12 protein-coding genes are annotated in these 14,121 nt (G+C 61.6%); 5 read left to right on the top strand and 7 right to left on the bottom strand.

Annotated features, from left to right (window positions below; genetic code table 11):
- Entirely contained in the window at nt 1-951 is a 951-nt protein-coding gene (locus ACZRN6_RS20900) for an alpha-E domain-containing protein (protein WP_322145087.1), read from the top strand.
- A 67-nt stretch (nt 952-1,018) separates the two neighbouring features.
- Here the strand turns inward: ACZRN6_RS20900 and msrA are convergent, their stop codons facing one another.
- The 3 genes from msrA to msrB all read right to left on the bottom strand — a co-directional run bounded on the left by msrA (nt 1,019) and on the right by msrB (nt 4,174).
- On the bottom strand, nt 1,019-1,714 hold the full coding sequence (gene msrA / locus ACZRN6_RS20895) for a peptide-methionine (S)-S-oxide reductase MsrA (RefSeq protein WP_464008752.1): 696 nt from the start codon (nt 1,712-1,714) through the stop codon (nt 1,019-1,021).
- A 160-nt stretch (nt 1,715-1,874) separates the two neighbouring features.
- On the bottom strand, nt 1,875-3,632 hold the full coding sequence (locus ACZRN6_RS20890) for a cytochrome c biogenesis protein DipZ (protein WP_464008751.1): 1,758 nt from the start codon (nt 3,630-3,632) through the stop codon (nt 1,875-1,877).
- 29 nt (nt 3,633-3,661) lie between these two features.
- Nucleotides 3,662-4,174: a peptide-methionine (R)-S-oxide reductase MsrB gene (msrB, locus tag ACZRN6_RS20885; protein ID WP_464008750.1), complete on the bottom strand. Its 513-nt coding sequence runs from the start codon at nt 4,172-4,174 to the stop codon at nt 3,662-3,664.
- A 301-nt stretch (nt 4,175-4,475) separates the two neighbouring features.
- On the opposite strand from msrB, the gene ACZRN6_RS20880 reads away from it, so the two are divergent.
- Together ACZRN6_RS20880 and ACZRN6_RS20875 are read left to right on the top strand one after the other, a co-directional pair.
- Nucleotides 4,476-5,186 carry a response regulator transcription factor gene (locus tag ACZRN6_RS20880; protein WP_322145083.1) on the top strand — a complete coding sequence of 237 codons (711 nt, stop codon included), beginning with the start codon at nt 4,476-4,478 and terminating at the stop codon, nt 5,184-5,186.
- A complete protein-coding gene (locus tag ACZRN6_RS20875) occupies nt 5,183-6,649 on the top strand; it encodes a sensor histidine kinase (protein WP_464008749.1) in 1,467 nt (488 codons plus the stop codon). The genes ACZRN6_RS20880 and ACZRN6_RS20875 overlap by 4 nt, the downstream gene beginning before the upstream one ends.
- Here the strand turns inward: ACZRN6_RS20875 and ACZRN6_RS20870 are convergent.
- On the bottom strand, nt 6,612-7,553 hold the full coding sequence (locus ACZRN6_RS20870) for an alpha/beta fold hydrolase (RefSeq protein ID WP_464008748.1): 942 nt from the start codon (nt 7,551-7,553) through the stop codon (nt 6,612-6,614). The genes ACZRN6_RS20875 and ACZRN6_RS20870 overlap by 38 nt on opposite strands.
- Nucleotides 7,510-8,472: an AraC family transcriptional regulator gene (locus ACZRN6_RS20865; protein WP_464008747.1), complete on the bottom strand. Its 963-nt coding sequence runs from the start codon at nt 8,470-8,472 to the stop codon at nt 7,510-7,512. The genes ACZRN6_RS20870 and ACZRN6_RS20865 overlap by 44 nt, the downstream gene beginning before the upstream one ends.
- 97 nt (nt 8,473-8,569) lie before the next feature.
- Here ACZRN6_RS20865 and ACZRN6_RS20860 point away from each other — a divergent pair, with 97 nt between their 5' ends.
- Complete coding sequence (locus tag ACZRN6_RS20860; RefSeq protein ID WP_464008746.1) at nt 8,570-9,529, top strand: oxidoreductase; 960 nt, start codon at nt 8,570-8,572, stop codon at nt 9,527-9,529.
- A 160-nt stretch (nt 9,530-9,689) separates the two neighbouring features.
- On the opposite strand, the gene ACZRN6_RS20855 is transcribed toward ACZRN6_RS20860, so the two are convergent.
- Both ACZRN6_RS20855 and ACZRN6_RS20850 read right to left on the bottom strand, forming a co-directional pair.
- Entirely contained in the window at nt 9,690-11,978 is a 2,289-nt protein-coding gene (locus ACZRN6_RS20855; protein WP_464008745.1) for an ATP-dependent DNA helicase, read from the bottom strand.
- The gene (locus tag ACZRN6_RS20850; RefSeq protein ID WP_464008744.1) at nt 11,975-13,624 is read right to left on the bottom strand and encodes a VRR-NUC domain-containing protein; all 1,650 of its coding nucleotides are present in this window, start codon (nt 13,622-13,624) and stop codon (nt 11,975-11,977) included. The genes ACZRN6_RS20855 and ACZRN6_RS20850 overlap by 4 nt, the downstream gene beginning before the upstream one ends.
- A gap of 188 nt (nt 13,625-13,812) precedes the next feature.
- Here ACZRN6_RS20850 and ACZRN6_RS20845 point away from each other — a divergent pair, with 188 nt between their 5' ends.
- Nucleotides 13,813-14,037 carry a YgdI/YgdR family lipoprotein gene (locus ACZRN6_RS20845; RefSeq protein ID WP_322145076.1) on the top strand — a complete coding sequence of 75 codons (225 nt, stop codon included), beginning with the start codon at nt 13,813-13,815 and terminating at the stop codon, nt 14,035-14,037.
- The last annotated feature ends 84 nt before the right edge of the window (nt 14,038-14,121 follow it).

Here is a 14,121-nt window from a genome sequence, read left to right as displayed (position 1 = left end):
ATGCTGAGTAGAACCGCCGCAGATTTGTATTGGATGTCGCGTTACCTGGAGCGTGCCGAGAACCTGGCGCGCATGCTGGAAGTCAGTTATTCGCTGTCGTTGATGCCCCAGGCCGGGCGCAGTGACGGGCTGGACGAGCTGGCCATGTCGTTGCTCTGCAGCGGTACCCTGGAAAGTTACCTCGAGCGCCATAAGCAGTTGGACGCCGAGCGCATGTTGCACTTCTTCGCCCTCGATGAGGAAAACCCGGCGAGCATCTATAACTGTTTGCGGGCTGCTCGCGGGAATGCCCACGCGGTACGCGGGCGGATCACCGCCGACATGTGGGAGAACCTCAACGCCACCTGGCTGGAGATGCGCAGCATTGCGGCCGGTGGGTTGGCGCGCCATGGCATCAGCCACTTTTGTGACTGGGTAAAGCAGCGTTCGCACCTGTTTCGCGGGGCCACGTCCGGGACGATCATGCGTAATGACGCGTATCGGTTTATTCGGTTGGGCACGTTTGTCGAACGGGCGGATAACACGTTGCGCCTGCTGGATGCGCGGTATGAGATGTTTGGCGAGGAGTCCGAAGAGGTCAGCGACTTGTCGGCACGCGGGTATTACCAGTGGAGTGCACTGCTGCGGGCGTTGTCGTCGTTTGAGGCGTATACCGAGCTGTATCCGAATGCGTTGAATGCGCGGTCTGTGTCAGAGCTGTTGCTGTTGCGCAGTGACGTGCCCCGCTCGCTGCATGCATGCATTGAGGAGTTGAGCCATATTTTGGCGGACTTGCCCGGGAGTTATGGGCGTACGGCGCAGCGTTTGGCGGCGGAGTTTGAGGCGCGGCTGCGGTATACCGGGATTGATGAGATTCTGGAGGATGGGCTGCATAGCCGGTTGACGGAGTTTATCGATACCGTGCGGCAGTTGGCGCGGGCGATTCATAGCTCGTACCTGGAGGTGGTCTGAACACCGCTGCAAACCCATGTGGGAGCTGGCTTGCCTGCTCCCACCTTTGAAGTGTGCAGGGGTTGGGTTATTGGTTTTTCACCAATACGGGCTCGGCGCGGTATTGGTCGGGAAACAGTTTTTTCAGCTGTGCCACCTTGGGCAGGTCGTTGATTACGATGTAGGGGTACGAGGGGTTTTCGGTCAGGAAGTCCTGGTGGTAGGACTCTGCCGGGTAGAACGCTTTGCCCGTTTCAACTTTGGTCACGATCGGTTTGTCGAAGGCTTTGGCGCCGTCGAGTTGGTCGATGTAGGCCTGGGCGACTTTTTGCTGGTCGGCGTTCTGGGCAAAGATCGTCGAACGGTACTGGGTGCCGCTGTCCGGGCCCTGGCGGTTGAGTTCCGTGGGGTTGTGGGCCACCGAAAAGTAGATCTGCAGCAGCTTGCCGTAGCTGACCTTGCTCGGGTCGTAGGTCACGGAGACGGACTCGGCGTGGCCGGTATCACCGCCGCTGACGCTTTCGTATTGGGCGGTGCTGGCCGCGCCGCCGTCATAGCCAGAGACGGCGTTTTTCACCCCTTGCACGTGCTGGAACACACCCTGCACACCCCAGAAGCAACCGCCGGCGAACACGACGGTTTGCTGGGTGCTACCGTTTGCCGGCAGGTCCATGGCCGGTGGCGCAATGGCCACGGCGTCGTCGGACGGGCCGAAGGAGAAGGCCGAGCTGTGGCCGACGAAGGCAGCGAACGCCAGGGCCGGTAAGTACTTAAGCAGTTTCATCTCATTCACTCCGAAACATCAGAATAAACACGGTCAATTGTGGGAGCTGGCTTGTCGGGTCGCCGCATCGCTGCGATGGCGGTGGTGAATTCAACATCGCCATCGCAGGCAAGCCAGCTCCCACATTGATCGGGTTAACCATTCAAAATTTCGCTATGGGTTAGCCGAAGGTGAAGGCGTAGGCCGCCACTTGTGGGTCCAGAAACTCGATGGTGAAGGTCCGATCCTTGACCGCGCCAGGCTGGCGCACCAGTTGGTACAAGCGTTGTTCGGTCACCGTACCGCTGCCATCCGGGGCGACGTCGGTGCCGTGGGAATCCCCGGGCGCCTGGCCGTCGACGCTGACTTTGAAGCGCGCCGGCTTGCCGTCGGCGCCAGGGCCCAGCACCAGGTGCAGGTCACGGGCGTGGAAGCGGTAGACGATCTTGCCGTTGGCCGCCGCAAGGGTGGCTTGCTGGCCGCCGACGTTCCATTGGCCTTCGAGGGTCCAGTTGTTCAGCGCGAGATTGCCGGCCGCCGGGTAGTTGGCGACCTTGTCGGTGGCCAACGTGCCGGTGGAGACGAAGTTCTCGGCGCGCTGGAAGCCCAGGTAGGTTTCCGGCGACTGCACTTCGTTCATGTCCGGTGCAGCCTGGATACCCTTGGCATCGGCTTCGATCAAGCCGCCTGCGACTTTGGTGGCGCCCGCCTCACGCAGCAGTTGCTGGATAACCCGCTCGGACTCGGCGTAATCACCCTCGCCAAAGTGGTGGTAGCGAATCTGGCCCTTGGCATCGGCAAAGTAATGCGCCGGCCAGTACTGGTTGTTGAAGGCACGCCAGATCTTGTAGTCGTTGTCGATGGCCACCGGGTAGGTGATGCCCAGGTCCTTCATGGCCTTGGTGACGTTATTCACGTCGCGCTCAAAGGCGAATTCCGGGGCGTGCACGCCAATCACCACCAGGCCCTGGTCGCGGTACTTCTCGGCCCAGGCCTTGACGTACGGCAAGGTGCGCAGGCAGTTGATGCAGGAGTAGGTCCAGAAATCCACCAGCACCACCTTGCCTTTCAAGGCCTCGGCGGTCAGCGGTTCAGAGTTGAGCCATTGCACGGCGCCGTCCAGCGCCGGCAACTGGCCTTCCACGGGCAGTGTGTCGCTGTGGTTGGCGGCCATCATCGCGCCACCGGCCATCATCGCCCCGCTCTTCTGTTCAGGCTTGGCGCTGAGTTTTTCCACCAGGCTTTGTTCCAGGCCGCCAGTGGAGGCCGTCGACAAGCGCGCCAGAATCCCGGTGTCCAGGCCCAGGGCAATGGCTGCCACACCGGCCAGCATCAGCGCACCAAGACCACGACGCAGCCATTCACCGGCACCGAGCGAGCGCTTCATGAAGCCAAAGACTTTACCGCCGACCAGCAGCGCCAAGGCCAGGGAGGTGGCAGCGCCGGCCGCGTAGGCCAGCAAGAGCAAGGTAGTACCGATACTGGCGCCCTGCAGCGCGGCGCCCGTCAGCACCAGCCCCAGGATTGGCCCGGCGCACGGCGCCCATAGCAGCCCGGTGGCCACGCCGATCAGGAACGAGGCGCCCGGACGCGGCCGCGAATCGGCCCCGGCGGCTTGCGACAGGCGACTGCCCGCCGCCACCAATGGCCGGGTCAGGCGCTCGGACAGGCTTGGCAGCAGCAGCGTCAGCCCGAATAGCGCAACAAACAGCAACGCGAGCCAGCGACCGTACTGATTGACTTGCACCACCCAACCGCCGCCCACCGCCGCGAGTGAGGCGACCAGAGCGAAGGTCATCGCCATCCCCAGCAGCAGCGGCAAGCCACTGCGCAAAAACGGCTGCCCGGTGCGAGCGAAGACAAAAGGCAGGACCGGCAGGATGCATGGGCTGACAATCGTCAACACGCCGCCCAGATAAGCGAGAACCAAAAGCCACATGGGGTATTCCCTTATAAGAAGACATCGAATTAAGCCGCAGTGAACGTCATGGCTGCGCCGTTCATGCAGTAGCGCAGGCCGGTGGGTGCGGGGCCGTCATCGAACACATGGCCCTGGTGACCGCCGCAGCGCTTGCAATGGATTTCGTGGCGTTCCACACCGAAGGAGGTATCGACGTGGCTGGCCACGGCGTTTTCCAGGGGTTTCCAGAAACTCGGCCAGCCGGTGTGGCTGTCGAATTTGGTGGCTGAGGAGTACAGGGGCAGCGCGCAACCGGCGCAGGCGAAGGTGCCGCTGCGGTGTTCGTCATTGAGGGCGCTGCTGTAGGGGCGTTCGGTGCCCTCTTCCCGCAGGATCGCGTATTGCTCGGCGGTCAGCAGGGTGCGCCATTGCGCATCGGTGTGGCTGACTTCGAAATTTTCGGCGGCTTCGGCTTCGGCGATCAGGGTGGGACCGGCGTTGATTTTCTGCAGCAGGCCACCGGCGATTACCGCAAGCCCCAGGCCGCCGCCGGCGAGCAGGATCTGTCGACGTGAATACATGAGTTTCTCCTCACACAAATGCTTATAGCCGGCAAATAACCCTGTGGCTGACAAATAACCTGTGGCGAGGGAGCTTGCTCCCGCTGGAGTGCGCAGCGCTCCCGATTTTTTGGGGCCGCTGCGCGACCCAGCGGGAGCGAGCTCCCTCGCCACAATGGGGATGCGTACGTATGCCATTGCGATGAGTGAAGGTTAGGCCTTGGCTGGTCGCGAAATCCTCACGCAGAGTTAAACAATTCGTGATAACTACACTGGTGCAAAAGCCGCACAATGCGCGAATCACGAAGACAGGTTTCTATCAATGGATCAGCCCAAACGTGTCCTGGTGGTCGAGGACGATGCCCATATTGCCGATTTGATCTGCCTGCATCTGCGGGACGAGCTGTTCGAGGTGGTCCACAGCGCCGACGGTAACGAAGGCCTGCGCCTGCTGGAGCAAGGTGGCTGGGATGCGCTGATCCTCGACCTGATGTTGCCTGGCGTCGATGGTCTGGAAATTTGCCGGCGCGCCCGGGCGATGACGCGCTATACGCCGATCATCATCACCAGCGCCCGCTCCAGCGAGCTGCACCGCATCCTCGGCCTGGAGCTGGGGGCCGATGACTACCTGGCCAAGCCGTTTTCCATGCCCGAACTGGTGGCGCGGGTCAAGGCGCTGCTGCGCCGGGTCGACGCCATGGCGCGTAACTTGAAGATGGACGCCGGCAGCCTCGACCTGGGCCAGTTGTTCATCAACCCGTTGACTCGCGATGCCACCCTGCAAGGCCAGCGGCTGGACCTTACGCCCCGGGAATTCGACCTGCTGTACTTTTTCGCCCGCCAGCCAGGCAAGGTGTTTTCGCGCATGGACCTGCTTAACGCGGTATGGGGTTACAGCCACGAAGGCTATGAACACACGGTCAACACCCATATCAACCGCCTGCGGGCCAAGGTCGAGGCCGACCCGGCCAACCCTGCGCGCATTCTCACGGTGTGGGGCCGTGGCTACAAATTTGCCGAGCAATCGACATGAGGCTGACCCTTACCCAACGCCTTTCCCTGGTGTTCGCCTTGTTGCTGCTGATTTGCAGCGGCACCTCGGCCTGGCTGCAAGTGCGCTCCAATCACATGCACGAACTGGAAGTGGTGCAAGGCCTGTCCCGCGACCTGGCCGCGCACATCGCCCGTGATACCCAACTGATGGATGCCGACGGCCTCAAGCCAGATGCCGTGCGCAACCTGTTCAGCCAGTTGATGCTGGTGAACCCGAGTGTCGAGGTGTACCTGCTGGATATTAACGGCCGTGTGGTCGGCAACGCGGCGCCGAGCGGCCATCTGCGCCGGGACCAGGTCAACCTGGAACCGGTGCGTCGCTTTCTCAGCGGTGCGATGCTGCCGATCCTCGGCGACGACCCGCGCAGCGTCGATGGCCTCAAGGTATTCAGCGCCGCGCCGCTGCGGGTCAACGGCCAGCAGGCCGGCTACTTGTATGTGGTCCTGTTGGGCGAGGCCCATGATGTGTTCGACGCCCGGGATGCCACCGGCATGGCGCTGAACATCGCCCTGTGGTCTATCGCCCTGGTGGCATTGCTGTGCCTGTTGGCGGGCTTCGCCGCCTTTGCCTGGATCACCCGGCCCCTGCGGCAGTTGACCGAAAAGGTCGGCCAGTTCGATATCAACGGCGCACCGAAAGTGCCACAGGCCGTGGCGCCCGGGGTCGCCAGCCAGGATGAAATCGCGGTGCTCGACCACGCCTTCGTGCAGATGGAGAACCGCTTGGGCGAACAGTGGCGGGCCATTACTCATCAAGAGCAGGAACGCCGGGAGATGGTCGCGAATATTTCCCATGACCTGCGCACGCCGCTGGCCTCACTGCATGGCTACCTGGAAACCCTGTCCCTGAAAGACGCCAGCCTTACGCCGCAGGAACGCCGGCGCTACCTGGGCATCGCCCTGGACCAGAGCCGCAAGGTCGGTGGGCTCGCCCAGTCGCTGTTGGAACTGGTTCGCCTGGAACACGGGTTTGTGCAGCCGGTCATCGAAGGTTTTTCGTTACCCGACCTGGTGCAGGACATCTTCCAGAAGTTCGAACTGACCGCCGAAGCCCGCGCGATTACCCTCACCGCCAGCCTGCCGCCGGTGGTGCCCACGGTATTGGCAGATCTGGGCCTGATCGAACGGGTGCTCACCAACTTGCTGGACAACGCCTTGCGCCACACGCCACTCAATGGCGAAGTGGAAGTGACGCTGATGCCCAAGGCCGGCTTTGTCGAAGTGACTGTGAGCGACAGCGGGCCTGGGATTGCCGCTGATCTGCGCGAAGGCCTGTTCCTGCGCGCGTTCACCATTGGCGGCGCCCGTCGCGATGGCGGTCTGGGCTTGCGCATCGTGCACCGCATCCTGCAGTTGCACGGTCGGGAAATCCGCCTGATCGATGTGCCCGGACGCGGCGCAACGTTTACGTTCGCCCTAGAAACCCGAGCAGCAGTTCGTTGACCTTGGCCGCCTGCTCGTTCTGAATCCAGTGGCCGCAGTTGGCCAGGACGGCCTGTTGCAGGTTCGGCACCGATTCGGGCATGCGCTTGAGGGTGTGGGCTTCGAAGACGCCAACCGGGTCGCGGTCGCCGATCAGGAACAGCGTCGGTTGCAGCACCTGCCTGCCGGCGAGGAACTCGGTACGCTGCCAGTTGCGCTCAAAGTTGCGATACCAGTTCAGCGGGCCGCGAAAGCCGTTACCGGCAAAGGTGTGCACATACACCTGGAGGTCCTGTTGGCTGCACCAGGCCGGTAGCTCGCCTGGCAGGGCAACACCGTCGAGCAGTGTGGCGTTGGCGGGTTTTTTCTGCAGGAACACGTCCTGGTCCTGCATGAACAGGCGCAAGGTGCGCTCGATATCCGCGTCCAGTTCCTTTTCGGCGACCCCTGGCGCCTGGAAGTACAGGATGTAATTGAAGCGATCGGCGTACAGCTCGCGCATGATCTCGATCACCGGCCTGCGGGCGCGCCCGGCAAAAGGCACCGACATCGCCACCAGCCGGGTGACTCGCTCAGGCTCCAGCAACGCCAGGTGCCAGGCCACCACAGCGCCCCAGTCATGCCCGACCATGACGACCTGGCGATGACCGAACAGGTCCATGGCGCCCTGGATATCGGCACACAGGGTCAGCAGGTCATAGTCGGCCACTTCCGGCGGCGCGCTGGATTCTCCATAACCGCGCATTTGCGGTACAAACACCCGAAAACCCTGGGCCACCAGCGCCGGAATCTGCTCGCGCCAGGAGTGCCAGCACTCGGGAAACCCATGCAGCAACCACACCGGCGGGCCGCTCTCGGGGCCGGCGATGTGTATGTTCAGTTCAATGCCGTTGACCTTGACCTTCTGCTGCTGGATTTCGCTCATCACTGGGTTCCTTGTGTGGGGTTCGCTCGCGGTATTCCCGGGGAGAACAAGCCATCACGCGCTTGAAAGCACTGCTGAAAGCGCTGTCTGACTGATAACCCAGGGACTGGCCGATCGTGGACACGCTGTTGTCGCTGGCTTTCAGGGCCTGTACCGCCAGATGCATGCGCCAGCGGGTCAGGTATTCCTGTGGTGCCAGCCCTACCCGTTGCTTGAAGTGCAAGGCAAAGGTGGAGCGGGATTGATTCGCCACATCGGCCATTTCACTCAATGTCCAGCGCCGGGCTGGCGCGGCGTGAATTTCCCGCAACACCGGGGCCAGCCTCGGGTCGGTCAACGCACCCAGCCAACCAGTGGTGCTGGTGCCCATGGAAGATTGATAGAGCCGCAGGATTTGCACCAGCATCATTTGCGCCAAATGCTCGGTCATCAATGCCGCACCTTGCAACGGGCTGGCGTATTCGCGGGCCAGGCGATCCAGGCACCAGCGCAATACGGCGGCCTGTTCGGAGTTGGCACTCACGCGCACCACCGGCGGCAGGTTGTCCAGCAGCAACCGGGCGTCATCCCCATAGATAAAACGCCCGGCGATCAGAAACAGCTCCTCAGTGTCCCCCACTGTGGCGATGCCGCCCACCGCATCGGCGTACACCTCGCGTGCATCAATACCTTCAGGCGACAGATTGCTCGACAGCCGCCACGGACGCGCCTGGGTCAATAGAAAACAATCGCCCTCATACAAACGTATGGGTACCGCCAGCCCTTCCACTTCCAACCAGCAACTGCCCTCTACGACGGCGTTGAACTTGATCCCATCCGGCGCCGTAAAGTTAATGGCCCAGGTGCCGCCCGCCTTCAGGCCCGCGAAGGTCGAACGGTGGCTTTTTAACAGTGCCAGCACATCGGAAAGCGTATCCATAAAAGCTCCGGACGATCGCGACAGAAACACAGACGTTAGGGTATTCCGCGTCCGGGCGCCAGCGAGGGAAGCTAGGCCTCCCACAAGGAGATCTTTTATGACTGACGCACAAACCTCGATCGACAGCGGCTTCGACGCCAGCACTACGGCCCTGCAAGCCTTGGCAGGCTGCGACCTGCGTGGCAAGACAGTGATTGTAACCGGCGGCTATTCCGGCATTGGCCTGGAAACTGTGCGCGTGCTGGCGGGTTCCGGTGCGCAGGTGATCGTTCCTGCGCGCGACCCTCAAAAGGCCGAACGTAACCTGTCGGCAATTGCCGGTGTTGAACATGCCAGCCTCGACTTACTCGACCCGGTTTCCATTGACCGTTTTGCCGAAAATTTCCTCGCAAGCGGACGGGCCTTGAACCTGCTGATCAATAGCGCCGGCATCATGGCCACGCCACTGCAACGGGATGCGCGCGGCCTCGAAGCGCAGTTTGCCACCAACCACCTGGGCCACTTCCAGCTCACCGTGCGGCTCTGGCCCGCACTGTGCCAGGCCAACGGGGCACGGGTAGTTTCGGTGTCGTCCCTCGGCCATCGCCTCAGCCCTGTGCATTTCGATGATCCGCAATTTGAGCGCCGCGCCTATGACAAGTGGCTCGCCTACGGCCAGTCAAAAACTGCCAACGCGCTGTTCGCTGTGGCGCTGGACCGACGCGGTAAAGCACAGGGTGTGCGCGCATTCTCCGTGCATCCTGGGGAAATTCTCACCGACTTGATCCGTTATCTGGATAAGGACGACCTGGCCTTCGTCGGTGCCCTCGATGATCAGGGTAATATCCGCCGCGCCAGTCACTACAAGAGCCCCGAGCAAGGCGCCGCAACCTCGGTATGGTGTGCGGTCAGCCCGCAGCTGGAGGGTGTGGGCGGACTCTACTGCGAAGATTGCGATGTGGCCGCGCCGTCGCAGGATGACACCCGGCGCAACGGAGTACGACCCTGGGCTGTCGACCCGGAGCAAGCCGAACGTTTGTGGATCTTGAGCCAGCAACTGTGCAGTGTCTCGTTGTAGATTGCAGCCCTCTACCAGACGCCTTGTGGCCTTCGCCGCCTCGCTTTGTACCTCCCTCGCCTGCGCCGATAGCCACGCCCCGCTGCTCGCCCAGCGGGTGGACGCGGTGGTCGACAGCGCCATTGCCGACAAGCGTCTGGTGCGCACAGTGGTGCTGGTCTCAGCCGCCAGTTGCGGGGTGCGGTGTATCCGCCGCAGTGATCGACCACCAGCGCGGCAGCAACTGGCGCACCCGTGCTTCGCCAAAGCGATCATCAATCAACATCACCACGCCCCGGTCCTGCTGGCTGCGGATCACCCGGCCTGCGGCCTGCACCACCTTCTGGATGCCGGGGTACAAATAGGTGTAGTCGTAACCGGCACCGAAAATCGCGCCCATCCGCAGTTTGAGTTGCTCATTCACCGGGTTCAGTTGCGCCAGGCCCAGGGTCGCGATAAACGCACCGATCAGCCGGGTTCCCGGCAGGTCGATACCTTCGCCGAATGCGCCGCCAAGCACGGCAAAACCAATGCCCTGGCTGTGCTGGGTGAACTGGTCGAGAAACGCCTGGCGCTCGGCCTCGGCCATTCCCCGCGACTGGTGCCACAGCGGAATGTGCGGGTGGCGCTCGGCCAACAATTGCGCCACTTGTTGTAAATAATCAAAGCTGCTGAAAAACGCCAGGTAGTTGCCCGGTGCCTTTGCAAACTGGGCGGCAATCAGCTCCACGATGGGCTCCAGGGACGCGTGTCGATGAACAAACCGGGTGGAGATCCGGTCGACGATATGCACCTGCAACTGCTCGGCCTTGAACGGCGACTCCACATCGACCCAGGCTGTGTCGGGCGGCATTCCCAGCAAGTCCGCGTAGTAATGCCGCGGGCTCAAGGTCGCGGAAAACAGCACGCTGCTGCGGGCCGCTGTCAGCCGGGGCCGAATGAACTCGGCGGGCACCACGTTGCGCAGGCACAGGCTTGATGAGCTGCGCTTGCCGCTGAGTTCGCGCTTGCTGATATCGAAGATGAAGTGTTCGTTGAACAGTTCGGCGACCTTGGCAAACTGCAAGGCTTCGAAGTAGAAGGCTTGCAGCTCGCCATTGAGCGCTTCGGGGTGATCGTTGAAATATTCGCCCATGGCGCTGGTGCACAGGCTCAGGGCTTGCAAAAGTTTGTCGGGTTTCTGGGCGTAGGCCTGATACGGCGCCACTTGCTCCTTGTGCAGAGCGTTCCACTCTCGGTTCAGGCGCAGCAAGGATTTCTTCAGCGGTTCGGGTGCGATCTCGCGCAGGGCCTTGAGCGTGTACTGGTCGAGGGCCGCGCTGTACATCGAACGGCCGCGTTCCACCAGGTTATGGGCTTCGTCCACCAGTACCGCGACCCGCCATTGGTTGAGCTGCGCCAGGCCGAACAGCATGGCGCCGAAGTCAAAGTAGTAGTTGTAGTCGGCGACCACCACGTCGGCCCAACGCGCCATTTCCTGGCTCAGGTAATAGGGACACACCTCATGGGCCAGGGCCACTTCCCGCAGGTTGCGCTGGTCCAGCAGGCGCACGCGGGAAGCGGCCTCGCGGGCTGCCGGCAAGCGGTCATAAAAGCCCTTGGCCAGCGGGCACGAATCACCGTGACAGGCTTTGTCCAGATGCTCGCAGGCCTTGTCTCGCGCCACCAGTTCCAGCACCCGCAGTGGCAGCTCCGGGCTGCTGTCATACAGCACCTGCGCCGCATCCAGTGCCAGCTTTCGGCCCGGGGTCTTGGCGGTAAGAAAGAACACCTTGTCCAGTTGCTGGGGCGCCAGGGCCTTGAGCATCGGGAAAATCGTGCCGACGGTCTTGCCGATACCGGTGGGTGCCTGGGCCATGAGGCAGCGGCCGGTGCTGACGGCTTTGTATACCGTTTCCGCGAGGGAGCGCTGGCCCGGGCGAAACGCTGCATGCGGAAAGCCCAGGGCAGTTGCTGCAGCATTACGGGCTTGGCGCTGGTGCATTTCCTGCTCCGCCCAACCGAGGAACAGAGCGCATTGCTGATTGAAGAACTGCTGCAGATCGGCGGCCTGGAAAGACTGGTTCAAGACAGTTTCGTGCTCACCCACAATGTCGAAATACACCAGTGCCAGGACAATCTCCGACATCCCCAGTTTCTGGCACATCAGCCAGCCGTAAACCTTGACCTGGGCCCAGTGCAGTTGCCGGTGGTTGGCTGGCTGCTTGTTCAGGTCGCCGCGATAGGTTTTCACCTCTTCCAGCTGGTTGCGGTCCGGGTCGTAGCCATCCGCCCTGCCCCGCACTTTCAACTGCTGGTATTCGCCCTCCAGTGCGACTTCGTTCTGGTAGTGGGCGCTGCGCCGCGACGCCACCGTGCGATGGCCGACAATCCCTTCCTGGGCACTGGGAGACGGAGTAAAACGCAGGTCGAGGTCGCCGACCTTCGCGGTGAACTCACACAGCGCACGCACCGCAACGCTGTAGCTCAAGCCTCCTGCCCTGCCCAGCGCACATAACATACGGTGACCGGCATCTGGTGCTCGCCGCAGAACTCCAGCCAGCGCAGTTGGTTGTCTTGCAGGCGATCACCGGGACCTTTGACTTCGATCATGCGGTAGGTTTTTTCCTCGGGCCAGAACTGGATCAGGTCGGGCATGCCGGTGCGATTGGCGCGGATATCCAGCAGCAGGCGCTCGAACCAACGCCGCAGATGCGCGGCGGGCAGGCAATCGAGGGCTTGGTCGAGCAGGTCTTCGCTCAGGACGTTCCAGAACACGAAGGGCGACTGAATGCCCCATTTGTCCACGTACCGCTGGCGGATGGTGTGTTTGTAGCGCTCGTCACCCAGTTGGTCCAGGCACTCGGCAAATAATTCGGCACGTCGCTGATGAAAGTCCTCGCTGTGCAGGTCCACCGGCCCTCGCTGGAACGGGTGGAAAAACGATCCCGGCAACGGTGCAAAAATCGCCGGCCAGCACAATAGGCCAAACAGTGAGTTGATCAGGCCGTTCTCGACGTAATGCACCGGCGCGCCGTGATCGCTCAAGTGTGCCTGCACGCAGTACTCCACCGACATCAGCGGCTCCGGGGACGGCAGTTCAAGGTCCAGGCGCACGATGTCGCGGGGTTTTACCTTGGGCAGCGCCGGTTCCCCCAGTTTGCGCCGCAACCTGGGTATCGCGCGTAACAGATGCTGCTGTTCGGCGGCACTTTGCGGTGCCAGTTGCGCTTCACGGGCCAGCAGCATCGCTTGGGCAAAGTCTTCCTGGCGCTCCAGTACCCGGATCAATCGCGCCCGCGCACCGGGATAGGTGCAGCTTCGGTAAATCGTCTCGGCCAGGGCCAACTCTGCGCTGCGCTCGCAATATTGGCCCACTTGAAACAACAGTTTGGCCCGACGCTTTTCCAGCCAGGGGTTGTCGGTGCGCAGGGTGGCGATGTGTTCCAGTACCCCTTCCAGGGCATCGCCTGCTTCAAAAGCCTGCTGGCACTGGTGCAGGAACAAAAACCCGAGCACATCGTCACGGCTGCGCAAACCCCGGGACTCGGCACAGAACTCGACTTTCTCGTAGGTAAAAATCCCCAGGTCAGCCAGCACAAACTCCGACCAGTCCTGATAGAGATTGCCGAAAAACATCAGCCGCAAGCGGTCGCACAGGTCCATAACGGTCAGGCTGTAAAGCTGATCGGACAGGTCCGGGCACCAGTGTTGGAAGCGGCGCAGTTCGCCGAACTGCACCGATAACGCCGCCAGCCAGTCACTCTTTTTAGCCTTGGGCTGCTCGATCCAGGGTTTGAACGCCGCGAGGATTTCGGCTTTCTGCAACAGGCCAAATAGCTCCTCAAACGACAACAGGCACTGGTCGCTCACCCAACCCTGCTGCAGCAAAGGCACCACCGCCTCCTGCACCGCACCGATCTCGCCATAGTTGAGCTTGCCCGCCCTGAAATGCGCGCCCTTGCGCATCACCATGCGCACCAGCAAGGCCTGGGACGCCTGCGGCAAGCTGTCAAATTGCTGAATGAAATGCGCTTCGTCCGGGGCCAGTAAATCGGCATAGCGCTGCCCCAGCCAGTCGAGCACTTGGCGGAAGTTATGCAGGTAATAGAGCGGGTCTTCAAGGGGATTGGACATGTCAGGCACTGGATCAAACACTGTTTATGCATACAGAGTGCCGTCCCTGACCGGCTGTTGCAATCAGTAATAGATCAAAGGCACACGCAACTTTTTGCGTAATAATGATCAGATGGCTGTCAGCCACATTAATCAGGTTTCCTCCGATCGCTCAGGCTCGGGGTTTTTGAAGGGTCAAGGCAAGGGTTATGAGTATGAAGAATTTGGGTCTTGCACTGGGCATGTTCACGTTGCTGATAGTGGCCGGTTGCTCCACGCAGACCGTGGTGACGTTGCAAAACGGCACCCAATATTTGACCAGGGACGTACCGAACGCGAAGACGGCCGATGGGTTCTATGAATTCACCGACATCGCGGGCAAGCATGTTCGGATCAAGGCCGCCGACGTTGCGACCGTGATCAAGGAGAAATAGAAACCGATCATCGGGGTGCACAAAATAAACAATATTTTACCGAAGGATTTGCCCCGTTCCTGCGTTTAACCGTTCAACCGCCTT

The sequence above is a fragment of the Pseudomonas sp. A125 genome, from assembly GCF_055409485.1.
The sequence above is the reverse complement of the archived record's forward strand: the minus strand, read 5'-3'. Positions and strand labels throughout refer to the sequence as shown.

Excerpts from the sequence above, each read along its gene's own strand:
- msrA (WP_464008752.1), bottom strand. The coding sequence starts at position 1,714 with ATGAAACTGCTTAAGTACTTACCGGCCCTGGCGTTCGCTGCCTTCGTC.
- ACZRN6_RS20875 (WP_464008749.1), top strand. The coding sequence starts at position 5,183 with ATGAGGCTGACCCTTACCCAACGCCTTTCCCTGGTGTTCGCCTTGTTG.
- ACZRN6_RS20865 (WP_464008747.1), bottom strand. The coding sequence starts at position 8,472 with ATGGATACGCTTTCCGATGTGCTGGCACTGTTAAAAAGCCACCGTTCG.
- ACZRN6_RS20860 (WP_464008746.1), top strand. The coding sequence starts at position 8,570 with ATGACTGACGCACAAACCTCGATCGACAGCGGCTTCGACGCCAGCACT.
- ACZRN6_RS20850 (WP_464008744.1), bottom strand. The coding sequence starts at position 13,624 with ATGTCCAATCCCCTTGAAGACCCGCTCTATTACCTGCATAACTTCCGC.
- ACZRN6_RS20880 (WP_322145083.1), top strand. The coding sequence starts at position 4,476 with ATGGATCAGCCCAAACGTGTCCTGGTGGTCGAGGACGATGCCCATATT.
- ACZRN6_RS20870 (WP_464008748.1), bottom strand. The coding sequence starts at position 7,553 with ATGAGCGAAATCCAGCAGCAGAAGGTCAAGGTCAACGGCATTGAACTG.
- msrB (WP_464008750.1), bottom strand. The coding sequence starts at position 4,174 with ATGTATTCACGTCGACAGATCCTGCTCGCCGGCGGCGGCCTGGGGCTT.
- ACZRN6_RS20900 (WP_322145087.1), top strand. The coding sequence starts at position 1 with ATGCTGAGTAGAACCGCCGCAGATTTGTATTGGATGTCGCGTTACCTG.
- ACZRN6_RS20890 (WP_464008751.1), bottom strand. The coding sequence starts at position 3,632 with ATGTGGCTTTTGGTTCTCGCTTATCTGGGCGGCGTGTTGACGATTGTC.
- ACZRN6_RS20845 (WP_322145076.1), top strand. The coding sequence starts at position 13,813 with ATGAGTATGAAGAATTTGGGTCTTGCACTGGGCATGTTCACGTTGCTG.